We start from the raw sequence: 25,592 nt of genomic DNA on the forward strand, positions 1-25,592 counted from the left end.
GAGAGGGATCATGAGCAGCCGTACCGTCATCCGCGGTGGTCTCGTCATCACCGCGTCCGACGAGATCCACGCCGACGTGCTGATCGAGGACGGCCGCATCGCGGCCCTCGCCGCCTCCGGCACGCCGGCAGCCGAATCGTTCACTGCCGATCGGGTCATCGACGCCACCGGGAAGTACGTCATCCCCGGTGGCGTCGACGCCCACACCCACATGGAGCTGCCGTTCGGCGGCACCTTCGCCTCCGACACCTTCGAGACCGGCACCCGGGCCGCCGCCTGGGGCGGTACGACCACGATCATCGACTTCGCCGTGCAGAGCGTGGGCCACTCGCTGCGCGAGGGCCTGGACGCCTGGCACGCCAAGGCCGAGGGCAACTGCGCCATCGACTACGGCTTCCACATGATCGTCTCCGATGTGAACCAGGAGACGCTCAAGGAGATGGACCTGCTGGTCGAGGAGGGCGTGACCAGCTTCAAGCAGTTCATGGCCTACCCGGGCGTCTTCTACTCCGACGACGGCCAGATCCTGCGCGCCATGCAGCGCTCCGCCGAGAACGGCGGCCTGATCATGATGCACGCCGAGAACGGCATCGCGATCGACGTGCTGGTCGAACAGGCGCTGGCGCGGGGGGAGACCGACCCCCGCTACCACGGGGAGGTGCGCAAGGCCCTGTTGGAAGCCGAGGCCACCCACCGTGCCATCAAGCTGGCCCAGGTGGCCGGGGCGCCCTTGTACGTCGTCCACGTCTCGGCGATGGAGGCGGTCGCCGAGCTGGCCAGGGCGCGCGACGAGGGCCTCAACGTCTTCGGCGAGACCTGCCCCCAGTACCTGTTCCTGTCCACCGACAACCTCGCCGAGCCCGACTTCGAGGGTTCCAAGTACGTGTGCAGCACGCCCCTTCGCCCGAAGGAGCACCAGGCCAAGCTGTGGCAAGGGCTGCGGACGAACGACCTGCAGGTCGTCTCCACCGACCACTGCCCCTTCTGCTTCGTCGGCCAGAAGGAGCTGGGGCGCGGGGACTTCTCGAAGATCCCCAACGGCCTCCCCGGCGTCGAGAACCGCATGGACCTGCTCCACCAGGCCGTCGTCGACGGCCACATCTCGCGCCGCCGCTGGATCGAGATCGCCTGCGCGACGCCGGCCCGGATGTTCGGCATGTACCCGAAGAAGGGGACCATCGCGCCGGGCGCCGACGCCGACATCGTCATCTACGACCCGCAGGCCGAGCAGGTCATGTCCGCCGTCACGCACCACATGAACGTCGACTACTCGGCGTACGAGGGCAAGCGCACCACCGGCCGGGTCGAGACGGTCCTCTCGCGCGGCGAACTCGTCATCACCGAGCGGGAGTACACCGGGCACGCCGGGCACGGCGTCTACACCCCCCGCTCCACCTGTCAGTACCTCAACTAGGAGCGGAGCTCATGGACTTCGGACTCGTTCTGCAGACCGACCCGCCGGCCTCGCGGGTCGTCAGCCTGATGAAGCGCGCCGAGCGCAGCGGCTTCACCTACGGCTGGACCTTCGACTCCGCCGTGCTGTGGCAGGAGCCGTTCGTGATCTACAGCCAGATCCTCGCGAACACGGAGAAGCTGAAGGTCGGCACGATGGTGACCAACCCGGGCACCCGCACCTGGGAGGTCACCGCCTCCACGTTCGCCACCCTCAACGACATGTTCGGCAACCGCACGGTCTGCGGCATCGGCCGCGGCGACTCGGCGATGCGTGTCGCGGGCCGCAAGCCCAACACGCTCGCCCGTATCAGCGACGCCATGAAGGTCATCCGGGCGCTGGGCCGCGGCGACGAGGCCGACCTCGGCGGCGGCACGGTCGTCAGGTTCCCGTGGATCAAGGAGGGCGCCGAACTCCCCGTATGGATGGCGGCGTACGGGCCCAAGGCCCTGAAGATGACCGGTGAGGAGGCCGACGGGTTCATCCTGCAGCTCGCCGACCTCTATCTGACCGAGTACATGGTCAAGGCGGTGAAGGACGCGGCGATCGCGGCCGGCCGTGACCCCGACGACGTCAAGATCTGCGTCGCGGCTCCCGCCTACGTCACCGAGGACGACTCGCCCGAGGCGCTCGCCCACGCGCGCGAGCAGTGCCGCTGGTTCGGCGGGATGGTCGGCAACCACGTCGCCGACCTGGTCGCCAAGTACGGGGAGCACTCCGCCGCCGTACCCGACGAACTCACCGACTACATCAAGGCGCGTGAGGGGTACGACTACTCCCACCACGGGCGCGCCGACAACCCGGACACCCAGTTCGTGCCCGACGAGATCGTCGACCGGTTCTGCCTCATCGGACCGGTCGAGAAGCACATCGAGAAGCTGAACGCGCTGAGTGAGCTGGGCGTCGACCAGTTCGCCGTCTACGACATGCACGACGCGCAGGAAGCCGTCATCGACGCGTACGGCTCGAAGGTCATCCCCGCGGTCAACTCCTGACCCCCGTCCACGAGTTCACGCACGTCAACACGGCAACACCGCTCCACCCGACCCCCCACCTTGTCTCCCTCCCCGCGGTCCCGGCCCCTCCCCGCCACCGCCCCGGGGAGGGGCCCAAGGCCCCCGCACGGCCTTTCCCGTCCCGCCCTGATCGATTGGCCTGCCCATGACCGACACAGTCCCCACGGGGTCACCGATATCCCAGTCCGCCGACCCCGGCGGACGCATCGAACTCGCCCCCGAGGCGTTCCCCGCCGACAGCCCCTTCGCCAACGAGGATCTGCGTCCCGTCCCGGTCGCCGAGCGCAAGTGGACGACGTACAACTTCGCGGCCCTGTGGATCTCCATGGCCCACTGCATCCCGAGCTGGACCCTGGCCTCCGGCCTGGTCGCGCTCGGCATGGACTGGAAGCAGGCCGTCTTCACCATCGCGCTGGCCAACGTCATCGTGCTGCTGCCGATGCTCGCCACCGGGCATGCAGGACCCAAGTACGGCATACCGTTCCCGGTGCTGGCGCGGGCCTCCTTCGGGCTGCGCGGGGCCAACATCCCGGCGCTGATCCGGGCGGCCGTGGCCTGTGGCTGGTTCGGCATCCAGACCTGGATCGGCGGCAGCGGTATCTTCGCCCTCGGCTCCAAGCTCACCGGCGGCGGATGGGAGAACGCGAGCAAGATCGCGGGCAACCCCTGGCCGCTGTGGCTGTGTTTCCTCCTCTTCTGGGCCGCGCAGATCGCCATCATCTACCGCGGCATGGACTTCCTGCGGCACTTCGAGAACTGGGCCGCGCCCTTCGTGATCGTCGGTGCCTTCGTGCTGCTGATCTGGATCGCGGTCAAGGCGGACGGCTTCGGCGCGCTGCTCGACCAGCCCTCGAAGCTGGGCTGGGGGCCCGACTTCTGGCCGGTCTTCTTCCCGTCCCTCATGGGAATGATCGGCTTTTGGGCTACTTTGTCCCTCAATATCCCTGACTTCACCCGCTTCGGCGCCAGCCAGAAGGCGCAGACCTGGGGCCAGTCCCTCGGCCTGCCCACCACGATGACCCTCTTCGCGGTCCTCGCCGTGCTGGTCACCTCCGGCTCCGAGGTGGTCTACGGCGAGGCGATCTGGGATCCGGTCACCCTCGCCGCCAAGACGGACAGCGCCTTCGGTCTGCTCTTCGCCCTCATCGTCGTCCTGGTCGCCACGATCTCGGTGAACATCGCGGCGAACGTGGTCTCCCCGGCGTACGACCTGGCGAACCTGGCGCCGAAGCTCATCAACTTCCGTACGGGCGCGCTGATCACCGGTGTCATCGGCGTGCTGATCTTCCCGTGGAAGCTGATCTCCACCCCGGAGTTCTACATCTTCACCTGGCTCGGCGTGGTCGGCGGCCTGCTCGGCACGGTCGCGGGCATCCTGATCGCCGACTACTGGATCGTCCGCCGCACGGTCCTGCACCTCGCGGACCTGTACACACCCGGCGGACGCTACTGGTACTCGTCCGGCTGGAACTGGCGCGCCATCGTCGCCTTCCTGGTCGGCGGCGTTCTCGCGGTAGGCGGCTCGTACTCGGGCGTCGGCGCCGACGGCGCGAAGACCGGACCGTTCCCGGTGGACGGACTGATCCCGTTCCTCAAGCCGCTCGCCGACTACGGCTGGGCGGTGGGCCTGGGCGCCTCGCTGGTGCTGTACGTGGTGCTGATGGCCGGACACAAGGAACGCGTCGAGGCCTGAACCCACCGTGAAAGGAAGCTTGGAGGACGGTCAGCTCTTCTGGCCGTCCTCCAGTGCGGCCACCGCCTCCTTGGCCGCCTTGATGGCGCCCTTGTTGATCTCGTCCGTGCTGGGCGCCTTCTTCGACTCGAAGTCGCTTCCGCTGTAGGTGACGGAGACCAGCGCGTTGGACGCGCGGATCATCACCACGCCCTCACGGGTCTGCTGCTTGTCCTCGGTGGTGAGGTTCACGACGGAGTACCCCGAGTCGCCGACGCCGGGGACGGCGCCGCCGCCGCTCTTGTTCGCGACGCGCTCCTTGTAGGACTTCTCCGCCGCGTCGTCCGACGCCGTGATCTCGAAGGACACGTCCAGCCACCGGTAGTCGTAGCCCTTGAGCGCATTCCACGAGCACGTACGGCGCAGCTTCGAGTCCGTCGACGGGATCTCCTTGCCGGCCGTCTTGGCGCCCGGCACGAGCGACTTGACCGTTTTCGTACTCAGGCTGTCGCACGGCGCGGGAGCGGAGGCGTACGTCTTCGACACCGCCGCCGTCGCGGGGGCCGAGGGCGCATCGTCGCCGCTCTTCTGCGTCGCCGGCGCGTCGGCGGCCTGCGTCGCGGGTCCGGACGACAGTGTCCAGCCCGCCACGGCGAGCACGACGACGGGCGACAGACGCGCGGTGAGAGCGAGCGGCAAGGGAAGAGAACGCACGGCGCACTTTTCGTGGGGGACGGTGCGGAGGGAGTCCGCACTGCGGACGGGACGCCAGTGTCACATGACTCCCTGTGAGGCGGAAGTGCCAACTCGCTCCGTGCTGACGCTGTTACGGGACGGTCGTAATTACGTGGCGCCCTGGGTGAGTTACATAGGTTGCCGCATGATTTGGGTAGAAAGTGAGCTTTCGATGCGGTCCACGGCCACGAAGGCGCCGTACGCGACGAGATGCACCAGGCAGTGGTCGGTGTGCCCCGGCCGGCGCCAGGCCGCCACGTCCTCGTCCGTGATGCGGTACGGCGCGAGGGCGGCCAGCAGGGCAAGGCGCGCCGCCGGTCGCTCCCGGCGGTCCGGGAACCCGGCCAGGGTGAGCGGCGGATGTGTTCCGTCCCAGTCCTGGAGGGTTTGCTCCACGATGTGGTGGTCGTCGGTGTCGAGCAGGCCCGCGCCCCTCATCGCCGCCCTGAGCAGCGCCGCGTACGCGAGGCCGACGGGTGTGCCGCCCGCCCATGCGGGTGCCTCGCCGGGGTCGACGTGGTCGAGCAGGGCGAGGGCGGTGCCGGGCCGGGCGGGGCGGCGCACGGTCCGGGCGAGCGTACGGCCGGCGAGGCTGCGTACCGCCCGGAAGCGCTGGGCGCCCGCGGGGAGCAGGTTCTCGGTCAGCAGGGCCGACGCGATCCGGTTGATGAAGTGGAAGGTGAGCGCGGTGCCGAGATAGGCGGGGGCGTGCTCGCGTGGGAAGGGGTACGGCGCCAGGGTGGCGCCGGGCACGCGCGTGTGCTGACCCCAGGCGAGCAGGCGTGCGTGCTCCTCGTGGTGCGGCCGCTCCCCGCGGGCCAGGCGCTCGGCGAGCGCGTGGTCGCCAGTGGCGTGCAGCAGCACGGTGTGCGCGTCCACGCAGAACGGGCACTTGTTGGCGAGCGACACCCCGAGGGCCACCAGCTCCTTGCCGGTCCGGCTGCCGGCCCCGGCGATGAGCGACTCGCGCATCAACGCCCAGGTGGGGGCGAGGAGTTCGGGTGCGGAGGACAGCACCGCGAAGGTGACGGGCTCGGCGATGCCGAAGTCCAGGGCGATCTGGGCGTACACCTCGGCGACGGTGCCGGTGGCCGACTTCGCCGGGAGGGGTTCGGTGTATCGGAAGGGTGTGGGCATGGGCATCAGCGTGCGCCGCGGAGGCCGTCCGGGTCGTCGTACCGCCGAAGGCAGTCGGCGCTGCGACGGCGGGGCGGGCGGGTGCCCGGCCCTACTCCCCGGGGAGTAGTCGCAGAGCCGTCCACAGGGCTGACGTCGCTGTCGGTGGGGCCGTCTACTGTGCGTGCATGAGCGGGTATCGGATCACACGCGAGCGGCTCGCCGACCTGACTGTCGCGGTCGTGGTCGGCGTGATCACCGTGCTCGCCGCCGTGGCGGACGACCGCGCGGGGCTCGTGGACTGCGCGCTGATCGGGGCCGGTTCGCTGGCCCTGGCCGCGCATCGCACCGCTCCTCGCGCGGTTCTCGCCGTCGCCACCGGCTGCCTGCTCGCCGAGGTCGTCCACGCAGGACCCGCCGCGGGTCTGGCCATTCCCGTGGTGGGGGCGGCGCACACGGCGTCGCGGACCGGGCACCGGGGGACGGCCGCGGCGGCCGCCGCCGTGTTCCTCGGCGGATATGTGGCGGCGGGCTCGGCGAGTTCGGACGTCACGCGGGAGGCGCTGCTGCTCGCCGGCTGGTTCCTGTGCGCGGTGGTGACGGGCCTGGCCGACCGCAACTGGCAGGCGTATCTGCGCCAGACCGAGCAGCGCGCCCTGGAGGCCGAACGCACCCGGGAGGAGGCGGCGCTGCGCCGAGCGGGCGAGGAACGCCTGCGCATAGCACGGGAGTTGCACGACTCCCTCACTCACAGCATCTCGATCGTCAAGCTCCAGGCGGGCGTCGCCGTGCACCTGGCCCGCAAGCGCGGCGAGGAGGTGCCGCCCGCGCTGCTCGCCATCCAGGAGGCGAGCGGGGAGGCGATGCGCGAGCTGCGCGCCACGCTGGAGGTGCTGCGCACGGACGAGCCCACCGGCACACCCGCGCTGCTCGTGGAGCGGGCGCGGGCGGCGGGCCTCGCCGTCGAGTTGACGGTGACGGGGCAGGAGCGGCCGCTGACGGCGACGGTCGACCGGGCGATGTACCGCATCGTCCAGGAAGCCTTGACGAACGCGGCACGGCACGCGGGCCCGGCGAAGGTGTCCGTGCAACTCATCTACGGCGAGGGCGAGTTGACGATATGCGTCGAGGACGACGGCTCCGCCGACCCGGCCGACCCTCCCACCCCCGGCATCGGTCTGAGCGGCATGCGTGAACGGGTCACGGCCCTCGGCGGCACCTTGCACGCCGCCCCGCGCGCGGAGGGCGGGTTCGCGGTGCGGGTATGGCTACCGCTGGGGGAGGCGGGATGAGGGCGGGGGTGACGACGGCATGACGGACCACGTCATCAGGGTGGCGCTCGTCGACGACCAGGCGCTGATGCGGGCGGGCTTCCGGGCCCTGCTGGACGCCGAGGACGGCATCGAGGTGGTCGGCGAGGCGGCGGACGGGGAGCGGGGCCTGGAGCTGGTCCGCGCCCAGATCCCCGACATCGCGCTGATCGACGTACAGATGCCGGTGATGACGGGCATCGAGGCGACGCGCCGGATCGCCGCGGATCCGGCACTGGCGGCGGTCCGCGTGGTGATCCTGACGAACTACGGCCACGACGAATACGTCTTCGAGGCCCTGCGGGCCGGCGCGAGCGGCTTCCTCCTGAAGGACACCGAACCGGCCGACCTGCTCCAGGCGATCGAGGTGGTGGCACGCGGCGAGGCCCTGCTGTCCCCGTCGGTCACCCGCACCCTGATCGGCGAGTTCGTCTCCCGCCCACCCGACCGGGCCACCGCCCCCGGCCTGGAGTGCCTGACGCGCCGCGAACGCGAGGTCACGGCGTTGGCGGCGCGGGGTCTGACCAACGAGGAGATCGCCGAGCACATGGTGATCAGCCCCTTCACGGCGAAGACCCACATCAGCAGGGCGATGACGAAGCTGGGGGCGCGGGACCGGGCGCAGTTGGTGGTGTTCGCCTATGAGTCGGGGCTGGTGGCAGTGCGGGGTGGGGATCACCGGTCGGAGTGATCCGTCCTGTGAATCGTCCTGGAGTAAGTGTGCGAGGCCGGGGTGCCGCGCCGGTTCCGGCGATCTGGACCTCCCGGGGACGGTGGCCGGCGCGTTCGTGCTGCATCGTCAAGCGAAGGCACTACGCGGAATACGGAGCCCCGCTCTATCTGCTGGTCGATTGGTCGATCGTCAGGAGCGGTCCTGCACGCTCTCCTCCGCTCCCGCGCAACTCGGCTACACCGCCGCTGCGTACGATCGCAAGATCGGCTGCCGTCGAGTGAGGAGTCCGCCCGTGTTCACCACCCGACCCACCCTCCAGGGCACCTTCGGAATGGTGTCCTCCACCCACTGGCTCGCCTCGCAGTCGGCGATGGCCGTGCTGGAGAGCGGCGGCAACGCGTACGACGCGGCCGTGGCCGGCGCGTTCGTGCTGCACGTCGTCGAGCCGCATCTCAACGGGCCGGCCGGTGAGGTGCCGATCCTGCTCGCGCCGGCGGGCGGTGAGGTGCGGGTGCTGTGCGGGCAGGGCGTCGCACCCGCCGGGGCGACGGTCGCGCACTACCGGGGGCTCGGGCTGGAGCTCGTGCCGGGGACGGGGCCGCTCGCCGCCGCCGTACCCGGGGCGTTCGACGCCTGGATGCTGCTGCTGCGGGACCACGGCACCAGGACGCTTGCCGAGGTGCTCGCGTACGCCATCGGGTACGCCGAACACGGCCACGCACCCGTGGAGCGCGTCGGCGAGACCGTCGAGACCGTGCGGGAGCTGTTCGAGACGGAGTGGACCTCGTCGGCCGAGGTGTATCTGCCGGGCGGAGAGGCACCCCGGCCCGGGGAACTGCTGCGCAATCCCGCCCTCGCCGCCACCTGGAAGCGGCTGCTCGACGAGGTCGCCGACGCCGGGGACCGGGTCGCGCAGATCGAGGCCGCGCGGGAGGTGTGGCGCACCGGGTTCATCGCCGAGGCCCTCGTACGGCAGGCCCGGCGGCCCACCATGGACACCAGCGGTGAGCGGCACTCCGGCACCCTCACGGCCGCCGACCTCGCGGGCTGGTCCGCGACCTACGAGGCGCCGGCGACGTACGACTTCCGCGGCTGGACCGTGTGCAAGGCCGGCCCCTGGAGCCAAGGGCCGGTCCTCCTCCAACAGCTCGCGCTGCTCCCGCCCGAGCTGCCGCGGTACGGGTCCGCCGAGTACGTCCATCTGCTGATCGAGGGCTGCAAGCTGGCGATGGCCGACCGGGAGGCCTGGTACGGCGACGCGGCCGAGGTACCGCTCGCCGAGCTGCTGTCGGAGCCGTACAACGGGGCTCGGCGGGAGCTGGTCGGCGAGAAGGCCTCGCACGAGCTGCGGCCCGGCAGCCCGGGTGGACGCGCCCCGCGGCTGTGCGCGCACGCGCGCGTGGTGGCCTTCGACGACCCCGGCTTCGACGTGCTCGGCGTCGGCGAGCCGACCGTCGCCAAGCGCCCGACGTCCCCGGTGCCGGGCGAGCCCGACGTCGCCGCCGACGGGGGCACCCGCGGCGACACCTGCCATCTCGACGTCGTCGACCGCTGGGGCAACATGATCGCGGCCACCCCCAGCGGCGGCTGGCTCCAGTCCAACCCCGTCGTGCCCGAACTGGGCTTCCCGCTCGGCACCCGGCTCCAGATGACCTGGCTGGAGGAGGGCCTGCCGAACTCGCTCACCCCTGGTCGGCGGCCGCGTACGACGCTCACCCCCTCGATCGCCCTGCGCGACGGCGTGCCCGTCATGGCCTTCGGCACGCCCGGCGGGGACCAGCAGGACCAGTGGCAGCTGCACTTCTTCCTGGCCGTGGCGCTGCGCGCTCAGGTCCGCGGCGGCCTCGATCTCCAGGGCGCGATCGACGCCCCGAACTGGCACAACGACAGCTTCCCGGGCTCCTTCTACCCGCGCGGTATGCGGCCGGGCAGCGTCACCGTGGAGTCACGGATGGACGCCGAGGTGGTGGAGGAGCTGCGGTGGCGCGGTCATGAGGTGACCGTGGGTGACGCCTGGTCGGAGGGGCGGCTGTGCGCGGTCGCGAGGGATCCGGAGACCGGGGTCCTGTCGGCGGCGGCGAATCCGCGGGGGATGCAGGGATACGCGGTCGGGCGCTGAGGGTTTGCCTCGGGCGGTGTGGGCGCGATTTGGGCGCTGTGGGCGCCCGTCGGACGGCCGAGGAGCGCCTCTGACCTGCTGATACGTGCCCCTCCTATTCACGCCGATGCCATCCGGCGTCCACCGGGCGGGCGGGGTTTGTCAGTGGGGCGTGCTCTCATGGAGGGGTGATCGAAGACAACGAAACCATCGACGAGTTTCTCGCACAGCACTCGGCCGACGTGGCGGACGCCGTCCGCAAGGCGGCCGCGGCCGAGATCATGCCGCGCTTCCGGCAGCTCGCCGCGCACGAGGTCGACCAGAAGGCCGGACCGCACGACCTGGTGACCGACGCCGACCGGTTCGCCGAGCAGTACCTCACCGAGGCGCTCGCCGCTCTCCTGCCCGGCTCGGTCGTGGTCGGCGAGGAGGCGGTGCACGCCAACCCGGCGTCGTACGACGCGCTCCAGGGCGACGCCCCGGTCTGGATCGTCGACCCCGTCGACGGCACCCGCCAGTTCGTGCACGGAGACTCCGGCTTCTGCACACTGGTCGCGCTCGCACAGCGCGGTGTCCTGCTCGCCTCCTGGACCTACGCCCCCGCCCGTGACCTGCTGGCCACGGCGATACGGGGCCGGGGCGCCTTCCTCGACGGCGAGCGGCTGCACTCCGGCGCGCCGGAACCCGGCCGCGACCTGGAAGTCGCCACGTCCCACCCGGACTACACCACCGACGAGGAGAAGCGCGCCCTGCTCGGCCTGTGGACCGACGGGGTCGCGCCGCGCGCGTGCGGTTCCGCGGGGTTGGAGTATCTCGCCGTCGCCCGGGGCGAGTTGGATGCGACTGCATTCAGCTGGGAGGCCGCCTGGGACCATGCGGCGGGCATTCTCCTGGTCGAGGAGGCGGGCGGCGCCCACCTGACCCGCGCGGGCGAGCCGTTCCGTATCACCGGCGGCAATGTCCTGCCGTTCACGGCGGCCCGGGACGCGGCCACGGCTCGCCGGGTGCGGGAACTGCTGTCGGACGCAGTCTGATCTGGGGGCGGCCCCCGCCGACACGGAGGTCGACCACCTCGAACTCGGCGGGGGTGCCGTCCGCGGGCCACTCGCATTCCGCGCGCAGCAGCACCAGGGCGTCCACGAAGCCGGCGGCGGGCAGACCGACGTCGACGACCACTCCCGTGAGCCCGGGACCCCAGGGCGACACGGTGAACGTCCCCGGCAGGCGCGTCCCGACCGGCAGGGGACCGGTGTCGTGGCGGACGTGGCACCGGCGGAAGGACCGGGCACAGCCCCACGCCACATCGAACTCCCGCGAGTCGACCGACCGGGCGCCCGGCGGCTCCACGACCGGCTCCCGCACCGGCACCCCGTACACGGTCTCGTACAGCCGTACGCCCCACTCCCCGCACACCTGCCGTGTCCGCGCCATCTCAAGCGGTTCGGCGGCCACCACGGGCACCGAATCGGGCCCCCGGAAGGAGATCTGCCGCACCACCCGACCGGCGTCTCCCACCTCGAACCAGTGCCACAGATCGTCCTCGGGCGCAGGGAAACGGAAGCGGCGCGTCACCCGGCGGACTTTACCCACGCCCCTGCGCTGTCAGTGGCCCGGCATATCCTGATCCTTCAAGGCCGTCGGCTGACGAAGGAGTCCGAAGGTGCCGTCGATGCTCGATGCGGTCGTGGTGGGTGCGGGGCCGAACGGGCTGACCGCTGCCGTGGAGCTGGCCCGGCGTGGCTTCTCCGTGGCCGTGTTCGAGGCACGTGACACCGTCGGCGGGGGTGCCCGCACGGAAGAGCTGACCCTGCCCGGCTTCCGGCACGACCCGTGCTCCGCCGCGCACCCCCTGGGCATCAACTCGCCCGTCTTCCGCACCATGCCGCTCGACCGCTACGGCCTCGACTGGCTGCACGCCGAGCTGCCCATGGCGCATCCCTTCACCGACGGCACCGCCGCCGTGCTGTCCCGTTCCGTCGCCGAGACCGCCGCCTCCTTCGGCCCGCGCGACGCGGGGACGTACCGCAGACTGGTCGAGCCGTTCCTGACCAAGTGGGACACCCTGGCCCGCGACTTCATGTCCCTGCCCCTCACCGCGCTGCCACGCGACCCCGTCACCCTCGCCCGGTTCGGCCTCGTCGGGCTGCCGCCGTCCACATGGCTGATGCGCCGCTTCCGCGACGAGCGGGCCAAGGCCCTGTTCTCCGGCCTCGTCGGCCACGTCATGGCGCCGCTGGGTGGCTTCGCCACCGGCGCCATCGGCTTGGTCTTCGCCCTCTCCGCGCACGCCCGCGGCTGGCCCGTGGCCCGCGGCGGCTCCCAGTCCATCTCCGACGCACTCACCGCGTATCTCGAGGACCTCGGCGGCGCCGTCCACACCGACTACGAGGTCAAGCGGCTCGACGACCTGCCGCCCGCGCGCGCGTACGTCTTCGACACCTCACCCACCGCGCTGGCCCGCATCGCCGGCCTCGGCCGGTACTACGAGGGCTACCGCTACGGCCCCGGCGCCTTCAAGATCGACTATGCGCTGGACGGCCCGGTGCCGTGGACAGCGCCGGAAGCCCGCCGCGCCGGCACCGTGCAGATCGGCGCGGACAGCGCGGAGATCGACACCGCACTGCGCGCCGCCTCCCGGGAGGGCCGGGCGCCCGACAAGCCGTTCATGATCACGGTTCAGCCCAGCGTCGTCGACCCCACCCGGGCTCCCGACGGCAAGCACACCTTCTGGGCGTACGGGCATGTGCCGAACGGCTGGACCGGAGACCTCACGGACGTCATCGAGCGCCAACTGGAGCGCTTCGCCCCGGGGTTCCGCGACCGCGTCCTCGCCCGCGCCACGGCCGGGCCGGCCGAACTCGCCGCCCGCAACGCCAACTACGTCGGCGGGGACATCGCCTCCGGCGCGGCCTCCGGGCTCCAACTCCTGCTGCGCCCCAAGCTGTCGCTCTTCCCCTACACCACTCCGCACCCGGCGGTCTACATCTGCTCGTCGGCCACCCCGCCCGGACCGGGCGTGCACGGCATGTCGGGGCACAACGCGGCCAAGGCGGTGTGGCGGCGGCTGCGTCAGGAGCCGTGAGTGCCGGGTGCTGTGAGTGCCGGGCGCTGCGCGTCTGCTCAAACGGCCCACTTTTACCGGCAGTTCGGGCCGAACGGTAAGAGAAATCTGTGTCTTCTTTGTCACTCCCCTTACCGGGGGGTAGGTACCTGGGTGCTCAACAGCCGCGAGTAAGGTGCCGCCATGAAAGATCGGAAAGCGGTTGTCCGCTTCGGATCCCGGTCTGCCGTGCGCCTCAGCGACCTCGCCCTGCTCGTCAGAGCGCCGGCGGCGTTGAGTGTCCCCGGTGACGTGATCGCGGGAGCGGCCGCCGCCGGACGTCCGCTGGGCGCCCGTACCCTCGGAGTGATCGGTTCCTCCGTGTGCCTGTACTGGGCCGGCATGGCCCTCAACGACTACGCCGACGCCACGGTGGACGCCGTCGAGAGGCCGGGCCGACCTGTGCCCTCGGGGCGTGTTCCGCGCCGTACCGCGCTCGGTGTGGCCGGTGGGCTCACCGTGGCGGGGCTCGGTCTCGCCGCCGCCGCGGGGGGCCGGCGCAGTGTGTGCGCCGCGCTTCCTCTGGCCGGGCTGGTGTGGGCGTATGACCTGAAGCTCAAGTCCACGCCGCTGGGCGGAGTGGCCATGGCCGGGGCTCGGGTTGTGGACGTGCTGGCTGGAGCGGTTGCCGCCGGCTCGGGCCCCGGTGCCGTGTCGGTCGGCGTCGCGCTGCGGCGTGCCGCGGTGCCTGCCGGGCTGGTCGGAGTTCATACCGGCACGTTGATGGCGCTCAGTCGGCACGAGGTCGGCGGGGCGCCGGTGCGGGTTCCGGTTGCGACTCTTGCCGTGTCGGCGGCTACGGCGGTCGCGACGGCCGTTCCGGTCGCGCGAGTCGCCGTAGCAAGTGCCGCAAACGGTCGTCTGGCGTCTGCTGCGCCGTCGTGGCTTGTCGCGCCCCGCGGCGGAGCCGCTGTTCGACACGGCCCCGCGCCCCTTAAGGGCGTGGGCGGCACCGCTCCTTCCAAGAAGCTCCGCGCCGCCCTCACCGCCACCTCTCCGGCGAAGCTCCGCACCGCCGTCACCGCCACCGCCGTCCTCGCTTACCTCGGTACCTACGGCGCCGCCCAGGCCCGCGCCGTGAAGGAACCCTCGGGGGAGAACGTCCGGCGGGCTGTCGGGGCCGGGATTCTGGGGCTGATGCCCCTTCAGGCGGCGCTCACCGCGCGCGGTGGGGCGCCTGGCGTTGCCGCGGCGCTCGGTGTCGTCCATCCCCTCGCGCGACGGCTGGCCCGGCGCATATCGCCCACCTGAGACCTACCACACCCTCCGTGTGAGGAACCGGCACCATGAGACCTCCCCCCACCGATCTCAGATTCGGCTACGGCACCAACGGCTTCACCCATCACCGGCTGACCGACGTCCTGGCCGTTCTCGCCGACCTCGGCTATGACGGTGTCGCCCTCACCCTCGACCACGGCCACCTCGACCCGTACGCCGACGATCTGTCCCGGCGTGTCGCCGCTCTCGCCCGGCAACTCGCGCGGCACGGCCTGGATGTGACGGTGGAGACCGGTGCGCCGTACTTCCTCGACCCGTGGGGCAAGCACCTGCCCACGCTGATGTCGGACGGCTCCGAGCGCAGGGTCGACCTGCTGCGCCGCGCCCTGCGTGTCGCGGCCGACCTCGGCTCGCCCACCGTCCATCTGTGCAGCGGCCCGGCGCCGGACGGGCTGCCGGAGCGGGACGCGTGGAAGCGGCTCGCGGCCGGTGTGGAGACCGTCCTGGAGACGGCGGAGACGTACGGGGTGGCGCTGGCCTTCGAGCCGGAGCCGTACATGTTCGTCGACACCGTGGACCGGTGCCTGCACCTCGCCCAACTGGTCGACGGGCACGAGCTGTTCGGGATCACCCTGGACGTCGGTCACGCGCACTGCGTGGAGAAACGTTCCGTACTCGACTGTGTCCGCGAGGCGGCACCGCTTCTGCGCAACGTGCAGATCGAGGACATGCGGCGCGGCATCCACCAGCACCTCGAATTCGGCGCCGGCGAGATCGACTTCCCGCCCGTCCTGGCCGCCTTGCGTGACCTCGGCCATCGTGGCCTGGTCTCCGTCGAGATCCAGGGCGGCTCGCTCGACGCGCCCGACGTCGCCCGCCGCTCGATCGAGTTCCTGCGCGCGGCCGTGAAGACCGCGGCGGGCCAGTAGCCACCGCGCGGCATGCCTTCTGGCTCAGCTCAAGTCCGCCCACCTCTTCGGAAGTTGCACGCCCATGGCTGTCACGACCGCCTCGCCCTCGGCTCCGCCCGATCCGTACCCCGCCCTGATCGCCGTACTGGATGACACGGCCCGTACCTGGCTGGACGCGAGCGTCGCCAAGGTCGCCGCCGACCCCGCCGCCGTAGGAAGGCTCTTCCCCGCCGCCCGTAGGCGCTGCGGGCACGGGCGCCTCGGTCCCTACTGGACCGTCGACGAGGCCGCCCGGGCCGCCCTGCTCACCGCACTGCCCCTGCGCGGCCAGGCCCTCGCCGACGAGGTCACCCGCCTCCACCGCCAGGGCGACCCGGCGGAACAACGCGCCGTCCTGCGCACCCTGCCGCTGCTCGACCTGGGCGACCTCGCCCTGCCCCTGGTCCGGGAGAGCCTGCGCGGCAACGACACCACCCTGATCGAGGCCGCCCTCGGCCCGTACGCCGCCGCGCACCTTCCGGACGCCGAGTACCGCCAGGCCGTACTGAAGTGCGTGTTCTACGAGATCCCGCTGGACCGCGTCACCGGCCTCGACTCTCGTGCCGACCGCGAACTGGCCCGCATGCTCGCCGACTTCGCCCACGAGCGGATCGTCGCGGGACGGGACGTACCCCAGGACATCCTGCCCGTCGTCCGTGCCTTCCCGGACGTCGTCGGCGGCCGAGCAGAACTTCAGCACGCACTCAAGGAAGAGGGCTGACCGTGCGCATCTTCGACCCCCATATCCATATGACCTCCCGGACGACCGACGACTACGAGGCGATGTACGCCGCCGGGGTGCGCGCGGTCGTCGAGCCCGCCTTCTGGCTGGGCCAGCCCCGCACCTCGCCCGAGAGCTTCTACGACTACTTCGACGGGCTGCTGGGCTGGGAGCCGTACCGGGCCGCCCAGTTCGGCATCCAGCACTTCTGCACGATCGCGCTCAACCCGAAGGAGGCCAACGACCCCCGCTGCCTCCCGGTCCTCGACGAACTGGACCGCTATCTCGCCAAGGACCGGGTCGTCGCCGTCGGGGAGATCGGCTACGACTCGATGACCCCGGAGGAGGACGAGGCGCTCGCCCGGCAGCTCCAGCTCGCCATCGAGCACGAACTGCCCGCCCTCGTGCACACCCCGCACCGCGACAAGGCGGGCGGCACCCGGCGCACCCTGGACGTCGTACGGGAGTCCGGTATCGCCCCCGAACTCGTCGTCCTCGACCATCTCAACGAGCTCACTGTCGGCATGGTCCTCGACAGCGGCTGCTGGGCCGGGTTCTCGATCTACCCGAAGACCAAGATGAGCGAGGACCGGATGGTCGAGGTCCTCAAGGAGCACGGGACGGAGCGGGTGCTCGTCAACTCCGCCGCCGACTGGGGGCGTTCGGATCCGCTCAAGACCCGCAAGACGGCTGACGCGATGCTCGCCGCCGGGTTCGACGACGACGCCGTCGACGAGGTGCTGTGGCGCAACCCCGTCGCCTTCTACGGCCAGAGCGGGCGGCTGGGGCTGGAGGAACCCAAGCCGGACGAGGAGGCCACCTTCCGCGGCAACTCCATACGTCGCGGGGGAGCGTGAGCGGTCCATGCGGTTTCTGCATCCGGACGGTACGACCGTCCACCTCGGCTACTGCAGCAACGTCCACCAGGCGGAGGACCTGGAGGGTGTCATCGCCCAGCTCGCCGACTACGCCGAGCCCGTGCGTGAACGCCTCGGCACCGATCGGCTCGGCATCGGGCTGTGGCTGGCCCGCCCCGTCGTCACCGAACTCGCCGACGACGAAGGCGCGTTGACGCGCCTGAGGACCGAGCTGCGGGCGCGCGGCCTGGAGACCGTCACCCTCAACGCCTTCCCGTACGCCGGCTTCCACCGCCAGGTCGTCAAGAAGGACGTGTACGAACCCGACTGGGCCGACGAGGCCCGGCTGAAGTACACGCTGGACTGCGCCCGCGTCCTCGCCGCCCTCCTCCCGGACGACGTCGACCACGGCAGCGTCTCCACCCTCCCGATCGCCTGGCGCACCCCGTGGACGCCCGTCTGTGCCGAGGAGGCCCGGCACGCCATGGACCGGCTGACCACCGGGCTCGCCGCGCTGGAGGCATGGACGGGCCGCCGTATCCGCGTCGGCTTCGAGCCGGAGCCCGGGTGCGTCGTCGAGACCACCACGCAGGCCGTACGGGAACTGGGCGGACTGGACCCCGACCGGCTCGGCATCTGCCTCGACGCCTGCCATCTCGCCGTGCAGTTCGAGGAACCGGCCGAGGCACTGCGGCGGCTCACGGAAGCCGGGCTGCCCGTCGTCAAACTCCAGGCGTCCTGCGCCGTGGAGGCCCCGGACCCGGCCGACCCCGCCGCCCGGGCCGCCCTGCACCGGCTCGCCGAACCCCGGTTCCTGCACCAGACCCGCACGCCGACCGACGGGGACGTCCTCGGCGCCGATGACCTCCCGGACGCGCTCGACGGCGCCCTTCCCGCCGACGGCGGTCCCTGGCGCGTCCACTTCCACGCCCCGCTGCACACCGAGCCGGAAGCCCCGCTCCGTACGACGGCCGACCAGCTCGACCAGGTCCTCGCCGGGCTGCTGGGCGGGGCCTCGGCCGACTGCGACCACATCGAGGTCGAGACCTACACCTGGTCCGTCCTCCCCGAACCGCCCGCCGACCTGCCCGGCGGCATCGCCGCCGAACTCGCCTGGGCCCGCGACCGGTTGACCGGCCTCGGCCTCAAGGAGGACCCCTCATGACGACCGACCACCCAGGGAACCGCGTTGTCGTCCTCGACATCGTCGGCCTCACCCCGAACCTCCTGAAGCACATGCCGTCCGTCGCCGCCCTCGGCGACCGCGGCTTCCGGGCCCGGCTCGACACCGTGCTCCCCGCCGTCACCTGCACCGTCCAGTCCACCCTCCTCACCGGCGCACCCCCGTCCGCACACGGCGCGGTGGCGAACGGCTGGTACTTCCGCGACCTCGGCGAAGTCATGCTGTGGCGCCAGCACAACGCCCTCGTCGGCGGCGAGAAGATCTGGGAGACGGCCCGGAGAACCAAACCCGACTACAAGGTCGCCAACATCTGCTGGTGGTACGCGATGGGCGCCGACGTCGACTGGACGGTCACCCCGCGTCCCGTCTACTACTCGGACGGCCGCAAGGAACCCGACTGCTACACCTGGCCGCCGTCCCTGCACGACGAACTCACCGACCGGCTGGGCCCGTTCCCCCTGTTCACCTACTGGGGCCCGAACGCGGGCATGCCCTCCACCCAGTGGATCCTGGCCGCCGCCCGCCAGGTCTTCGACGAACACCGCCCCGACCTCACGCTCGTCTACATCCCGCAGATGGACTACGAGCCCCAGCGCTCCGGCCCCGACTCACCCGAAACCATCCGCGCCGCCCGCCAACTCGACAACGCCCTGCGCCCCTTGATCGACCACTTCCTGCGCGAGGGCGCGACGGTCGTGGCGCTCAGCGAGTACGGCATCACGCCGGTCTCCCGCCCGGTCGACATCAACCGCGCCCTGCGCCGGGCCGGGCTGCTGGAGGTGTACACGCAGGACGGCATGGAGTACCTGGACCCCTGGACCTCACGCGCCTTCGCGGTCGCCGACCACCAGGTCGCCCACGTCTATGTCCGCGACCCGGCCGACGTCGAGGCGGTCGCGAAACTCGTCGGTGAACTCGACGGTGTGGAGCGGGTGTTGGACGGTGAGGGCAAGTCCGCCCACGGCCTTGACCACGAGCGCTCCGGCGAACTCGTCGCACTCGCCGACCCCGACGCCTGGTTCACGTACTACTACTGGCTGGACGACGACCGCGCCCCCGACTTCGCCCGCCAGGTCGAGATCCACCGCAAGCCCGGCTACGACCCCGCCGAGCTCCTCTACGACGAGACCGTCCCCGCGGTGAAGCTGCGCGCCGTCGGCCAGGTCGCCCGCAAGAAGCTCGGCTTCCGCTACCGCCTGAAGACCGTCCCCCTGGACCCGTCCGGCGTCCGCGGCAGCCACGGCCGCCTGCCCGCCGACCCCGACCACGGCCCCGTACTGCTGTGTTCGCAGCCGGAGCGGGCCCGGGAAGCCTACGCGGCCACCGAGGTCAAGTCCCTGCTGCTGGGCCTCGCCGGCCTGCACGAGACGCCCGATGCGACGGAAGGCACGCAGAAGTGACGACCCACCCGCCCCTCCCCACGATCCGCCCCCTGCTCGACCCGGCCCCCGAGTACGCCAAGTGGCAGTCCGAGGAACCGGTCCGCCGGGTGACGATCTGGGGCGACAACAGCCCCTGGCTGATCACCCGGCACGAGGACGCCCGCACGGTCCTGGCCGACCCGCGCTTCAGCGCCGACGCCAACCACCCCGCCTTCCCCCACACCCGCCCCGGAGCCCCACCCCAAGCCCCCGGTCTCTTCCACCAGATGGACCCGCCGGACCACACCCGGCTGCGCCGCATGCTGATCCCCGACTTCACCTTCCGGCGCATCGAGCAGATGGAGGGTGCCGTCCAGCGGATCTGCGACGACCTGCTGGACGCGATGACGGACGCCGACGCGACGCAGGCGGACCTGGTCGCGTCGTACGCGCTGCCCCTCCCCACCCTCGCCATCTGTGAACTGCTCGGCGTCCCCTACGAGGACCACGGCTTCTTCCGCGAGAAGTCCAACGCCCTCACCAGCGTCGCCGGCGACCCGGCCGAGGCGATGGCGGCCCGCATAGCGCTCTACGGCTATCTGCGCGCCCTGATCGAGCGCCGCACGCACGACCCCGCCGACGATCTCGTCTCCCGCCTGGCCACCGAGCGCGTCGCGACCGGCGAGGCCACGCTCGACGAGGCCACGGGCATGGTCTCCCTGCTCCTGCTGGCGGGCCACGAGACCACGGCGAACATGTTCCCGCTCGCCGTGATCGCCCTGCTGCACGACCCGGCCCAACTGGACGCGCTGCGCGCCGACGACTCCCTGTGGCCGGGGGCGGTGGAGGAGCTCCTGCGCCATCTGACCGTCATCCACTCCGGCATACGGCGGATCGCCACGGAGGACGTCGAGCTGTCCGGCGTCCGCATCCGAGCGGGGGAGGGCGTGGTGGTGGCGTTGCAGGCCGCCAACCGCGACCCCTCCGTGTACGCCGCCCCCGACGCCCTCGACGTCCGCCGCGACGCCGCCGGCCACCTCGCCTTCGGGCACGGCCTGCACCAGTGCCTCGGCCAGTCGCTGGCCCGCACCGAACTCCGCCTGGGCCTGTCCACCCTGTTCCGCAGGCTCCCGGACCTGCGCATGACGGCCCCGCCGGAGTCGTTGGCTCTCTCCACGAGCACGGTGCACGGGGTGCGCTCGCTTCCTGTCGCCTGGTAATGAACCGGCCCTCGGTGGCCAGGGCTGCTATAGAAACAGCCATGACCACCCTCAGGCTCGTTCAGGGCGACATCACGCGAGAGACCGCCGACGCGATCGTCAACGCCGCGAACTCCTCCCTCCTCGGCGGGGGAGGAGTCGACGGCGCCATCCACCGCCGGGGCGGCCCCGCGATCCTCGCCGAGTGCCGCGAGCTGCGCGCCTCCCGGTACGGCAAGGGTCTGCCCACGGGACAGGCGGTCGCCACGACGGCGGGCGAGCTGGACGCCCGGTACGTGATCCATACGGTGGGCCCGGTCTGGTCGTCCACCGAGGACCGCTCGGACCTGCTGGCCTCCTGCTACCGGGAGTCGCTGCGCGTGGCCGACGAACTGGGCGCCAGGACGGTCGCGTTCCCGGCGATCTCCACCGGCGTCTACGGCTGGCCGATGGACGACGGGGCCCGGATCGCGGTGGAGACGGTGCGGGCGGCGGACACGGCGGTCGAAGAGGTGCGGTTCGTGCTCTTCGACGAGCGGGCGTACGAGGTGTTCGCCCGGCACGTGCGCTGATCGCGGGGCGGCCGGATAATTGGCTCCAAAGGCGTCTGAAGAGTGCGGAACGCAGGGTGAGGTGTCTCGAAGGCCGCGTAGCGCCAGGTGGGAGCGACATTGATCCGCGTGCTTCTGATCGGCAAAGCCCGCCTCATGAGGGGAGCGGTCGCCGCCCTCCTGTCTCGCGAAGAGGACATCGAAGTCGTCGCCGAAGTCGAAGGCAATGGGCAGGGGGTCGCGCGGGCACTGATGTGCCGCCCCGACGTGTTGGTGATCGACGTCGACTCCAAGGAGGGCGAGGACCTCGCCGCGCGCAGTGAGCTGAGGGTGCGGCTGCCGGACTGCCGGATGCTGCTGCTGATGGCCTCGACGACACCCGAGCGGCTCCGCCGCATCCTCGACCTGCACGCTGCGGGGGTCATCAGCACGAACGCGCCGGCGGACCGCTTGGTCCACGGCGTCCGCAAGCTGGTCAGGGGCCAGCGGTTCATCGACCCCGAGTTCGCACTGGCCGCGCTCGACGCCGGAGAGAACCCGCTGACCCCGCGGGACGTGGAGATCCTGAGTATGACCGCCGACGGCGCACCCACACGGGAGATCGCCGAGCGGTTGTCCCTGTCCGTGGCCACGGTCCGCAACCATCTGTCGGCGATCACGAGGAAGACGGGCGGACGTAATCGGATCGACGCGATCCGGATCGCCAGGGAATCGGGCTGGGTGTGATCGTTCGGAGGTGAGCGGTGAGCCGTAGCAGGACACGGACCGCATCCCGTACCCGTCCCGGACGTGCCATCGCCCCGACCGCCGGCCAAGAGGCGCTGGCCGCGCCCCAGTGGCCGACCAGGTCACGGTAGAGAGCGGAGTCGGCGAGCAACTCCTGGTGGGTGCCGAGGGCGACCCGCGTACCGTCCATGACGAGGATCCGGTCGGCCCGCAGTGCCGAACTGATGCGGTGGGCGACGACGATCAGGGTCCCTGGGCGGCGGGCGAATGCCTCCTCTGCGACCGCTTCGGCGACCGGATCGAGATGGCAGGTCGCCTCGTCCAGCAGGGCCAGTCGCGGTGCCGGGAGGAGGGCGCGGGCCAGGGCGACGATCTGACGCTCCCCGGCCGAGAGGTCTCGCGGGTCCACCGGCGCGTCGTAGCCGCCCAGGCGTGCCACGAGCGGTGCCGCGCCCACGGCACGGACTGCCGCCTCCACGTCCGCCGGGGCGGCGCCCGGTACCAGGTAGGTGAGGTTCTCCTCCAGGGTGCCGGCGAAGACGTACGCCTCCTGCGGGATGAGCACGCGGCGCCGGGCCAGGTCGTCGCCGCCGCCCAGAGCGAGAACCGGCGCGTCGTCGAGGCGCACCTGCCCCGCCTGCGGCTCGAGCACCCCCGCGAGCAGCGCGGCGAGCGTGGACTTCCCGGCGCCGCTCGGTCCCACCACGGCGAGGTGCTCGCCCGGGCGCAGGACGAGGTCCAGGTCGCGGATCACCGGCTCCGCGGACTGTGCGTAACCGAAGGTGAGACCGCGGACCTCCACCCGGGCACCACCGGCCCGTACCGGCATGCGACCCGTCGCCGCGCCGGACCCGGCCTCGGTGGCCTCAGGTCCCGTCGTCCCGGATTCGCCGGGCTCCACCGCGATCTCGGCCATCCGGCCGACGGTGACCAGGAGCCACAGCCCGCTGCTGCCAAGCCCCTGGACAAAGCCCTGCAGGGCGGGCTGGAGGGCCTGCGACACATAGGTCACCGCCCCCAGGATCGCCCCCGTCGTCACGCCGCTCCGCACCAGCCAGGGCGCTGCGAGCAGGATCAGCAGGAGGGGCACCCAGCCGCTGATGCCCAGAGCGGCGGTCCGTACCGCGGTGAGCCGGGCCAGCGACACGGTCGCCCGGGCCGCGGCATCGACGTGCGCACCCGTCTCGGCGCGTACGCGGTCCTCGGCGCCGCAGGCCACCACGTCCCGCAGCCCGCCGGTCAGGGCGCTCGCGGACTCGGCGATGCGCTCGTCCGCCAGGATGACCTCCCGCTGTCGTGCGGCCATGGCCCGCAGCGCAGCGGCGAACAGGGCGAGGCCGATCAGGAGGGGCGGCACGACGAGGGCGAGCAGCACCGGGTCGAGGCCGGCCAGACCCAGCAGCACGCCTCCGGCGGTGACCAGGAAGCCCTGGACGAAGAGCACGATCGCGCCGTAGGCGTCCCGGGCCCGCTCCACATGCTCGGTGAGCCGTGCCACGCCCGCGGTGTCGGCGGGCTCGCCGAGCCGGGCGGACCGGTGCAGCGTGCCCGTGGTCACGAGGGTGACCAGCTCGTCCCGGAACGGTTCGATGAGTGAGGCCAGTCCCAGCACGGCGTGCCGGGTCCCCCAGGCTCCGACGAGGAAGGCGCCCGCCAGCGCGCCCAGCCAGAGGAAGCCGGTGCCGGGCCGGTCGGCCAGGAACCCCTGGTCGACGGCGCGGGCCACGATCCACCCGGAGAGAAAGGCGGGCGCGGCCTGCACCAGTGACCAGGCCACGAGTCGGCGGTACTCCCGACGCCGACGGCTGAGCGAGGAGCGCAGGATCTGCACGGACCGCCGCATCACCGTGCGCCCCCCACCATCTCGGCGGCGGCAGGGCTGAACGGCTGGAACGTGGCACGGTACTCGGGATCCGCCCACAGCGCCCGATGCGGTCCCCGCCCCCGGACCGCGCCGTCGGCGAGCCAGACCACGATGTCCGCCCGTGCCGCCATGGAGGCCCGGTGCGCCACGACGATCCGCGTGCGGGCGGCGAGCGCACTGGTCAGGACCTGGCTGATGTGGTGCTCGGTCACGGTGTCCAGGCTGGCGGCCACGTCGTCGAGCACGAGCACCCGCCCGGACTGGACGAACGCGCGGGCCAGCCCGACCCGCTGCGCCTCGCCGCCGGAGATCGGGGTGTCGGCGACGCGGCTCGCGTATCCGGCGGGCATGTGGCGGATGAACGCGTCGGCACGGGCCGCCCTGGCCTGTGCCACGAGTTCCTCGGCAGAGGGGGTCCGCGGGCCGAACCCGATGGCGTCGGCGAAGGTCTCGCCGAGCAGCACCGGGCGTTCGAAGCCGTATGCCACCGCCCGCCTGAGCTCACCGCGGCCGAGGCTGCGCAGCGGCACGCCGTCGAGCAGCACCTCACCCTCGTCCGGGTCGACGAGGCGCCCCGCCAGCGCGGCCAGCAGCGACTTGCCGACCCCGGAACGGCCCACGACGGCGACGAGGGCGCCGCCCGGGACGATCAGGCTGAGGTCCTGGAGCACGGGGCCGTCCGTCCCCTGAACGGTCACGTGCCGGAACTCCAGCTCTCCGGGGCCTTCGGCAAGGCGCTCCCGGCCGTACGCCACGGGTGGTTCGGCGATCACCTCGGCGATCCGGCCGGCTGTCGTACGCGCCTGGGCCAGCTGGCTCAGCGACGACAGCACGCCACCGATGCCGGCCGCCATGACCACGTATTCGCTCGCCGCGAGCACGTCGCCGGGCGTGATCCGGCCCTGCGTGAGCCCCAGTCCGGCCACTGCCAGGACGGCGACCACCAGCAGGGGGACGACCAGATCTCCGCGCGCCGAGATCCGTGCGATCGCGTCCCACGCGCTCAGCCCGTGCCGACGCAGCTCGGGAAGGGGCGAGAGGACACGGTGCGCCTCGCGGTCGACGGTCCGGGCCGCGGTGATCGTCCGGATTCCGCCCAGGGCATCGACGAGCCGTGCGGCGATGGTGCCCTGCACACGGAAGTAGCCCTCGTTGGCGTCGGAGATGTCATGGAGGAAGGCCCGCACCAGGAGCACCACGATCGGCATCCCGGCCAGGAAGGTGAGACACAGCCAGTAGTCGATGAACGCCAGGGCGAAGATCGCGCCGAGCGGAGGGATGAGGCCCATGACGACCCACACCAGGCTCGACGCGCTGTTCCCGGTCCGGGCGGCGTTGCCGACCAGACGGCTGACCAGGTCGCCCGGCGTGAACCTGCGGGTGGCCCGGGTGCCCAGCGCCAGCACGTGCCCCAGCAGTGTGTGCCGCAGCCAGGCGGTCGACCGGGCCTCGGCGATCTGCCCGACGAGGTCGTCCACGGCGTCGACGGCCACCAGGACGAAGATCAGCACTCCGGTCAAGGCGAGCCAGCGCGCCGAGTCGCCCCCACTGAGGACGGCGTCGAGAGTGCGGCCCATGACGGCCGGCAGCGCGAGGGCGGCGCCGGTGAGCAGCAACGAGGTGACCACCGTGACGCCCACCCAGACGCCGCCCCGTCGGGCTGACGCCAACAGCAGGCGATCGGCCGCACCAAGGCTCATGGCACCTCCCGGTCGTCCCGGTGGTGAGGGATGGAAGTCGTGAGGGATGGAAGTCGTGCGGGATCGAAGAGGACGGATGTGGGGGACGG

Annotated in this window: 22 protein-coding genes; 17 read left to right on the top strand and 5 right to left on the bottom strand. The window is 71.8% G+C overall.

Annotated elements, in window-relative coordinates:
* Window positions 1–10 precede the first annotated feature (10 nt).
* The 3 genes from hydA (at window position 11) to ACTMVF_RS10185 (ending at window position 4,162) form a co-directional block, all read left to right on the top strand.
* Complete coding sequence (hydA, locus tag ACTMVF_RS10175) at window positions 11–1,414, top strand: dihydropyrimidinase (protein ID WP_403334036.1); 1,404 nt, start codon at window positions 11–13, stop codon at window positions 1,412–1,414.
* Between the two features lie 11 nt (window positions 1,415–1,425).
* Window positions 1,426–2,448 (top strand): TIGR03842 family LLM class F420-dependent oxidoreductase, encoded by a 1,023-nt coding sequence (locus tag ACTMVF_RS10180; RefSeq protein ID WP_441270622.1) that lies wholly within the window; start codon window positions 1,426–1,428, stop codon window positions 2,446–2,448.
* A gap of 166 nt (window positions 2,449–2,614) precedes the next feature.
* A complete protein-coding gene (locus ACTMVF_RS10185) occupies window positions 2,615–4,162 on the top strand; it encodes an NCS1 family nucleobase:cation symporter-1 (RefSeq protein WP_441270623.1) in 1,548 nt (515 codons plus the stop codon).
* Between the two features lie 30 nt (window positions 4,163–4,192).
* Here ACTMVF_RS10185 and ACTMVF_RS10190 read toward each other — a convergent pair whose 3' ends face one another.
* Together ACTMVF_RS10190 and ACTMVF_RS10195 are read right to left on the bottom strand one after the other, a co-directional pair.
* Entirely contained in the window at window positions 4,193–4,855 is a 663-nt protein-coding gene (locus ACTMVF_RS10190; RefSeq protein WP_441270624.1) for a hypothetical protein, read from the bottom strand.
* Between the two features lie 150 nt (window positions 4,856–5,005).
* Complete coding sequence (locus ACTMVF_RS10195; protein WP_441270625.1) at window positions 5,006–6,013, bottom strand: carboxymuconolactone decarboxylase family protein; 1,008 nt, start codon at window positions 6,011–6,013, stop codon at window positions 5,006–5,008.
* Window positions 6,014–6,180: 167 nt separating this feature from the next.
* Between ACTMVF_RS10195 and ACTMVF_RS10200 the strand changes: the two genes are divergently transcribed.
* The 4 genes from ACTMVF_RS10200 to ACTMVF_RS10215 all read left to right on the top strand — a co-directional run bounded on the left by ACTMVF_RS10200 (window position 6,181) and on the right by ACTMVF_RS10215 (window position 11,107).
* On the top strand, window positions 6,181–7,284 hold the full coding sequence (locus ACTMVF_RS10200; protein ID WP_441270626.1) for a sensor histidine kinase: 1,104 nt from the start codon (window positions 6,181–6,183) through the stop codon (window positions 7,282–7,284).
* Window positions 7,285–7,303: 19 nt separating this feature from the next.
* Window positions 7,304–7,993 (top strand): response regulator, encoded by a 690-nt coding sequence (locus tag ACTMVF_RS10205; RefSeq protein ID WP_441270627.1) that lies wholly within the window; start codon window positions 7,304–7,306, stop codon window positions 7,991–7,993.
* A gap of 274 nt (window positions 7,994–8,267) precedes the next feature.
* Window positions 8,268–10,094 carry a gamma-glutamyltransferase family protein gene (locus tag ACTMVF_RS10210; RefSeq protein ID WP_441270628.1) on the top strand — a complete coding sequence of 609 codons (1,827 nt, stop codon included), beginning with the start codon at window positions 8,268–8,270 and terminating at the stop codon, window positions 10,092–10,094.
* A gap of 167 nt (window positions 10,095–10,261) precedes the next feature.
* On the top strand, window positions 10,262–11,107 hold the full coding sequence (locus ACTMVF_RS10215; protein WP_441270629.1) for an inositol monophosphatase family protein: 846 nt from the start codon (window positions 10,262–10,264) through the stop codon (window positions 11,105–11,107).
* On the opposite strand, the gene ACTMVF_RS10220 is transcribed toward ACTMVF_RS10215, so the two are convergent.
* Complete coding sequence (locus ACTMVF_RS10220; RefSeq protein ID WP_441270630.1) at window positions 11,043–11,645, bottom strand: hypothetical protein; 603 nt, start codon at window positions 11,643–11,645, stop codon at window positions 11,043–11,045. The genes ACTMVF_RS10215 and ACTMVF_RS10220 overlap by 65 nt on opposite strands.
* Window positions 11,646–11,742: 97 nt before the next feature.
* Between ACTMVF_RS10220 and ACTMVF_RS10225 the strand changes: the two genes are divergently transcribed.
* From ACTMVF_RS10225 to ACTMVF_RS10270, 10 genes are all read left to right on the top strand, one after another.
* Complete coding sequence (locus ACTMVF_RS10225) at window positions 11,743–13,155, top strand: phytoene desaturase family protein (RefSeq protein WP_441270631.1); 1,413 nt, start codon at window positions 11,743–11,745, stop codon at window positions 13,153–13,155.
* A gap of 162 nt (window positions 13,156–13,317) precedes the next feature.
* Window positions 13,318–14,424 (top strand): SCO3242 family prenyltransferase, encoded by a 1,107-nt coding sequence (locus ACTMVF_RS10230; RefSeq protein WP_441270632.1) that lies wholly within the window; start codon window positions 13,318–13,320, stop codon window positions 14,422–14,424.
* A 35-nt stretch (window positions 14,425–14,459) separates the two neighbouring features.
* Window positions 14,460–15,320 (top strand): sugar phosphate isomerase/epimerase family protein, encoded by an 861-nt coding sequence (locus ACTMVF_RS10235; protein WP_441270633.1) that lies wholly within the window; start codon window positions 14,460–14,462, stop codon window positions 15,318–15,320.
* 64 nt (window positions 15,321–15,384) lie between these two features.
* Entirely contained in the window at window positions 15,385–16,062 is a 678-nt protein-coding gene (locus ACTMVF_RS10240) for an EboA domain-containing protein (protein WP_441270634.1), read from the top strand.
* Window positions 16,063–16,064: 2 nt separating this feature from the next.
* Window positions 16,065–16,919, top strand: coding sequence for a TatD family hydrolase (locus ACTMVF_RS10245; protein ID WP_441270635.1), 855 nt, complete (start codon window positions 16,065–16,067; stop codon window positions 16,917–16,919).
* Between the two features lie 7 nt (window positions 16,920–16,926).
* A complete protein-coding gene (gene eboE / locus ACTMVF_RS10250) occupies window positions 16,927–18,084 on the top strand; it encodes a metabolite traffic protein EboE (RefSeq protein WP_441270636.1) in 1,158 nt (385 codons plus the stop codon).
* Window positions 18,081–19,502, top strand: coding sequence for an alkaline phosphatase family protein (locus tag ACTMVF_RS10255; protein WP_441270637.1), 1,422 nt, complete (start codon window positions 18,081–18,083; stop codon window positions 19,500–19,502). The genes eboE and ACTMVF_RS10255 overlap by 4 nt, the downstream gene beginning before the upstream one ends.
* A complete protein-coding gene (locus tag ACTMVF_RS10260) occupies window positions 19,499–20,683 on the top strand; it encodes a cytochrome P450 (RefSeq protein WP_441270638.1) in 1,185 nt (394 codons plus the stop codon). Before ACTMVF_RS10255 ends, ACTMVF_RS10260 begins: the two co-directional genes overlap by 4 nt.
* A 41-nt stretch (window positions 20,684–20,724) precedes the next feature.
* Window positions 20,725–21,234: an O-acetyl-ADP-ribose deacetylase gene (locus ACTMVF_RS10265; protein WP_441270639.1), complete on the top strand. Its 510-nt coding sequence runs from the start codon at window positions 20,725–20,727 to the stop codon at window positions 21,232–21,234.
* 108 nt (window positions 21,235–21,342) lie between these two features.
* Window positions 21,343–21,939: a response regulator transcription factor gene (locus ACTMVF_RS10270; RefSeq protein WP_441270944.1), complete on the top strand. Its 597-nt coding sequence runs from the start codon at window positions 21,343–21,345 to the stop codon at window positions 21,937–21,939.
* On the opposite strand, the gene ACTMVF_RS10275 is transcribed toward ACTMVF_RS10270, so the two are convergent.
* Both ACTMVF_RS10275 and ACTMVF_RS10280 read right to left on the bottom strand, forming a co-directional pair.
* Window positions 21,869–23,782, bottom strand: coding sequence for an ATP-binding cassette domain-containing protein (locus tag ACTMVF_RS10275; RefSeq protein WP_441270640.1), 1,914 nt, complete (start codon window positions 23,780–23,782; stop codon window positions 21,869–21,871). The two genes, ACTMVF_RS10270 and ACTMVF_RS10275, sit on opposite strands and share 71 nt — an antisense overlap.
* Window positions 23,782–25,503, bottom strand: a complete 1,722-nt coding sequence (locus ACTMVF_RS10280; RefSeq protein WP_441270641.1) for an ABC transporter ATP-binding protein — start codon at window positions 25,501–25,503, stop codon at window positions 23,782–23,784. Before ACTMVF_RS10280 ends, ACTMVF_RS10275 begins: the two co-directional genes overlap by 1 nt.
* Between the last annotated feature and the right edge of the window lie 89 nt (window positions 25,504–25,592).

Origin of the sequence: Streptomyces sp. SD31 (assembly GCF_052068475.1) — a bacterium.
Lineage (GTDB): Bacteria > Actinomycetota > Actinomycetes > Streptomycetales > Streptomycetaceae > Streptomyces.

Bases quoted from the DNA above. Each gene is read 5' to 3' on its own strand.
- hydA (WP_403334036.1), top strand. From the start codon at position 11: ATGAGCAGCCGTACCGTCATCCGCGGTGGTCTCGTCATCACCGCGTCC.
- ACTMVF_RS10180 (WP_441270622.1), top strand. From the start codon at position 1,426: ATGGACTTCGGACTCGTTCTGCAGACCGACCCGCCGGCCTCGCGGGTC.
- ACTMVF_RS10185 (WP_441270623.1), top strand. From the start codon at position 2,615: ATGACCGACACAGTCCCCACGGGGTCACCGATATCCCAGTCCGCCGAC.
- ACTMVF_RS10195 (WP_441270625.1), bottom strand. From the start codon at position 6,013: ATGCCCACACCCTTCCGATACACCGAACCCCTCCCGGCGAAGTCGGCC.
- ACTMVF_RS10200 (WP_441270626.1), top strand. From the start codon at position 6,181: ATGAGCGGGTATCGGATCACACGCGAGCGGCTCGCCGACCTGACTGTC.
- ACTMVF_RS10205 (WP_441270627.1), top strand. From the start codon at position 7,304: ATGACGGACCACGTCATCAGGGTGGCGCTCGTCGACGACCAGGCGCTG.
- ACTMVF_RS10225 (WP_441270631.1), top strand. From the start codon at position 11,743: ATGCTCGATGCGGTCGTGGTGGGTGCGGGGCCGAACGGGCTGACCGCT.
- ACTMVF_RS10230 (WP_441270632.1), top strand. From the start codon at position 13,318: ATGAAAGATCGGAAAGCGGTTGTCCGCTTCGGATCCCGGTCTGCCGTG.
- ACTMVF_RS10235 (WP_441270633.1), top strand. From the start codon at position 14,460: ATGAGACCTCCCCCCACCGATCTCAGATTCGGCTACGGCACCAACGGC.
- ACTMVF_RS10240 (WP_441270634.1), top strand. From the start codon at position 15,385: ATGGCTGTCACGACCGCCTCGCCCTCGGCTCCGCCCGATCCGTACCCC.
- eboE (WP_441270636.1), top strand. From the start codon at position 16,927: ATGCGGTTTCTGCATCCGGACGGTACGACCGTCCACCTCGGCTACTGC.
- ACTMVF_RS10255 (WP_441270637.1), top strand. From the start codon at position 18,081: ATGACGACCGACCACCCAGGGAACCGCGTTGTCGTCCTCGACATCGTC.
- ACTMVF_RS10265 (WP_441270639.1), top strand. From the start codon at position 20,725: ATGACCACCCTCAGGCTCGTTCAGGGCGACATCACGCGAGAGACCGCC.
- ACTMVF_RS10275 (WP_441270640.1), bottom strand. From the start codon at position 23,782: ATGCGGCGGTCCGTGCAGATCCTGCGCTCCTCGCTCAGCCGTCGGCGT.
- ACTMVF_RS10280 (WP_441270641.1), bottom strand. From the start codon at position 25,503: ATGAGCCTTGGTGCGGCCGATCGCCTGCTGTTGGCGTCAGCCCGACGG.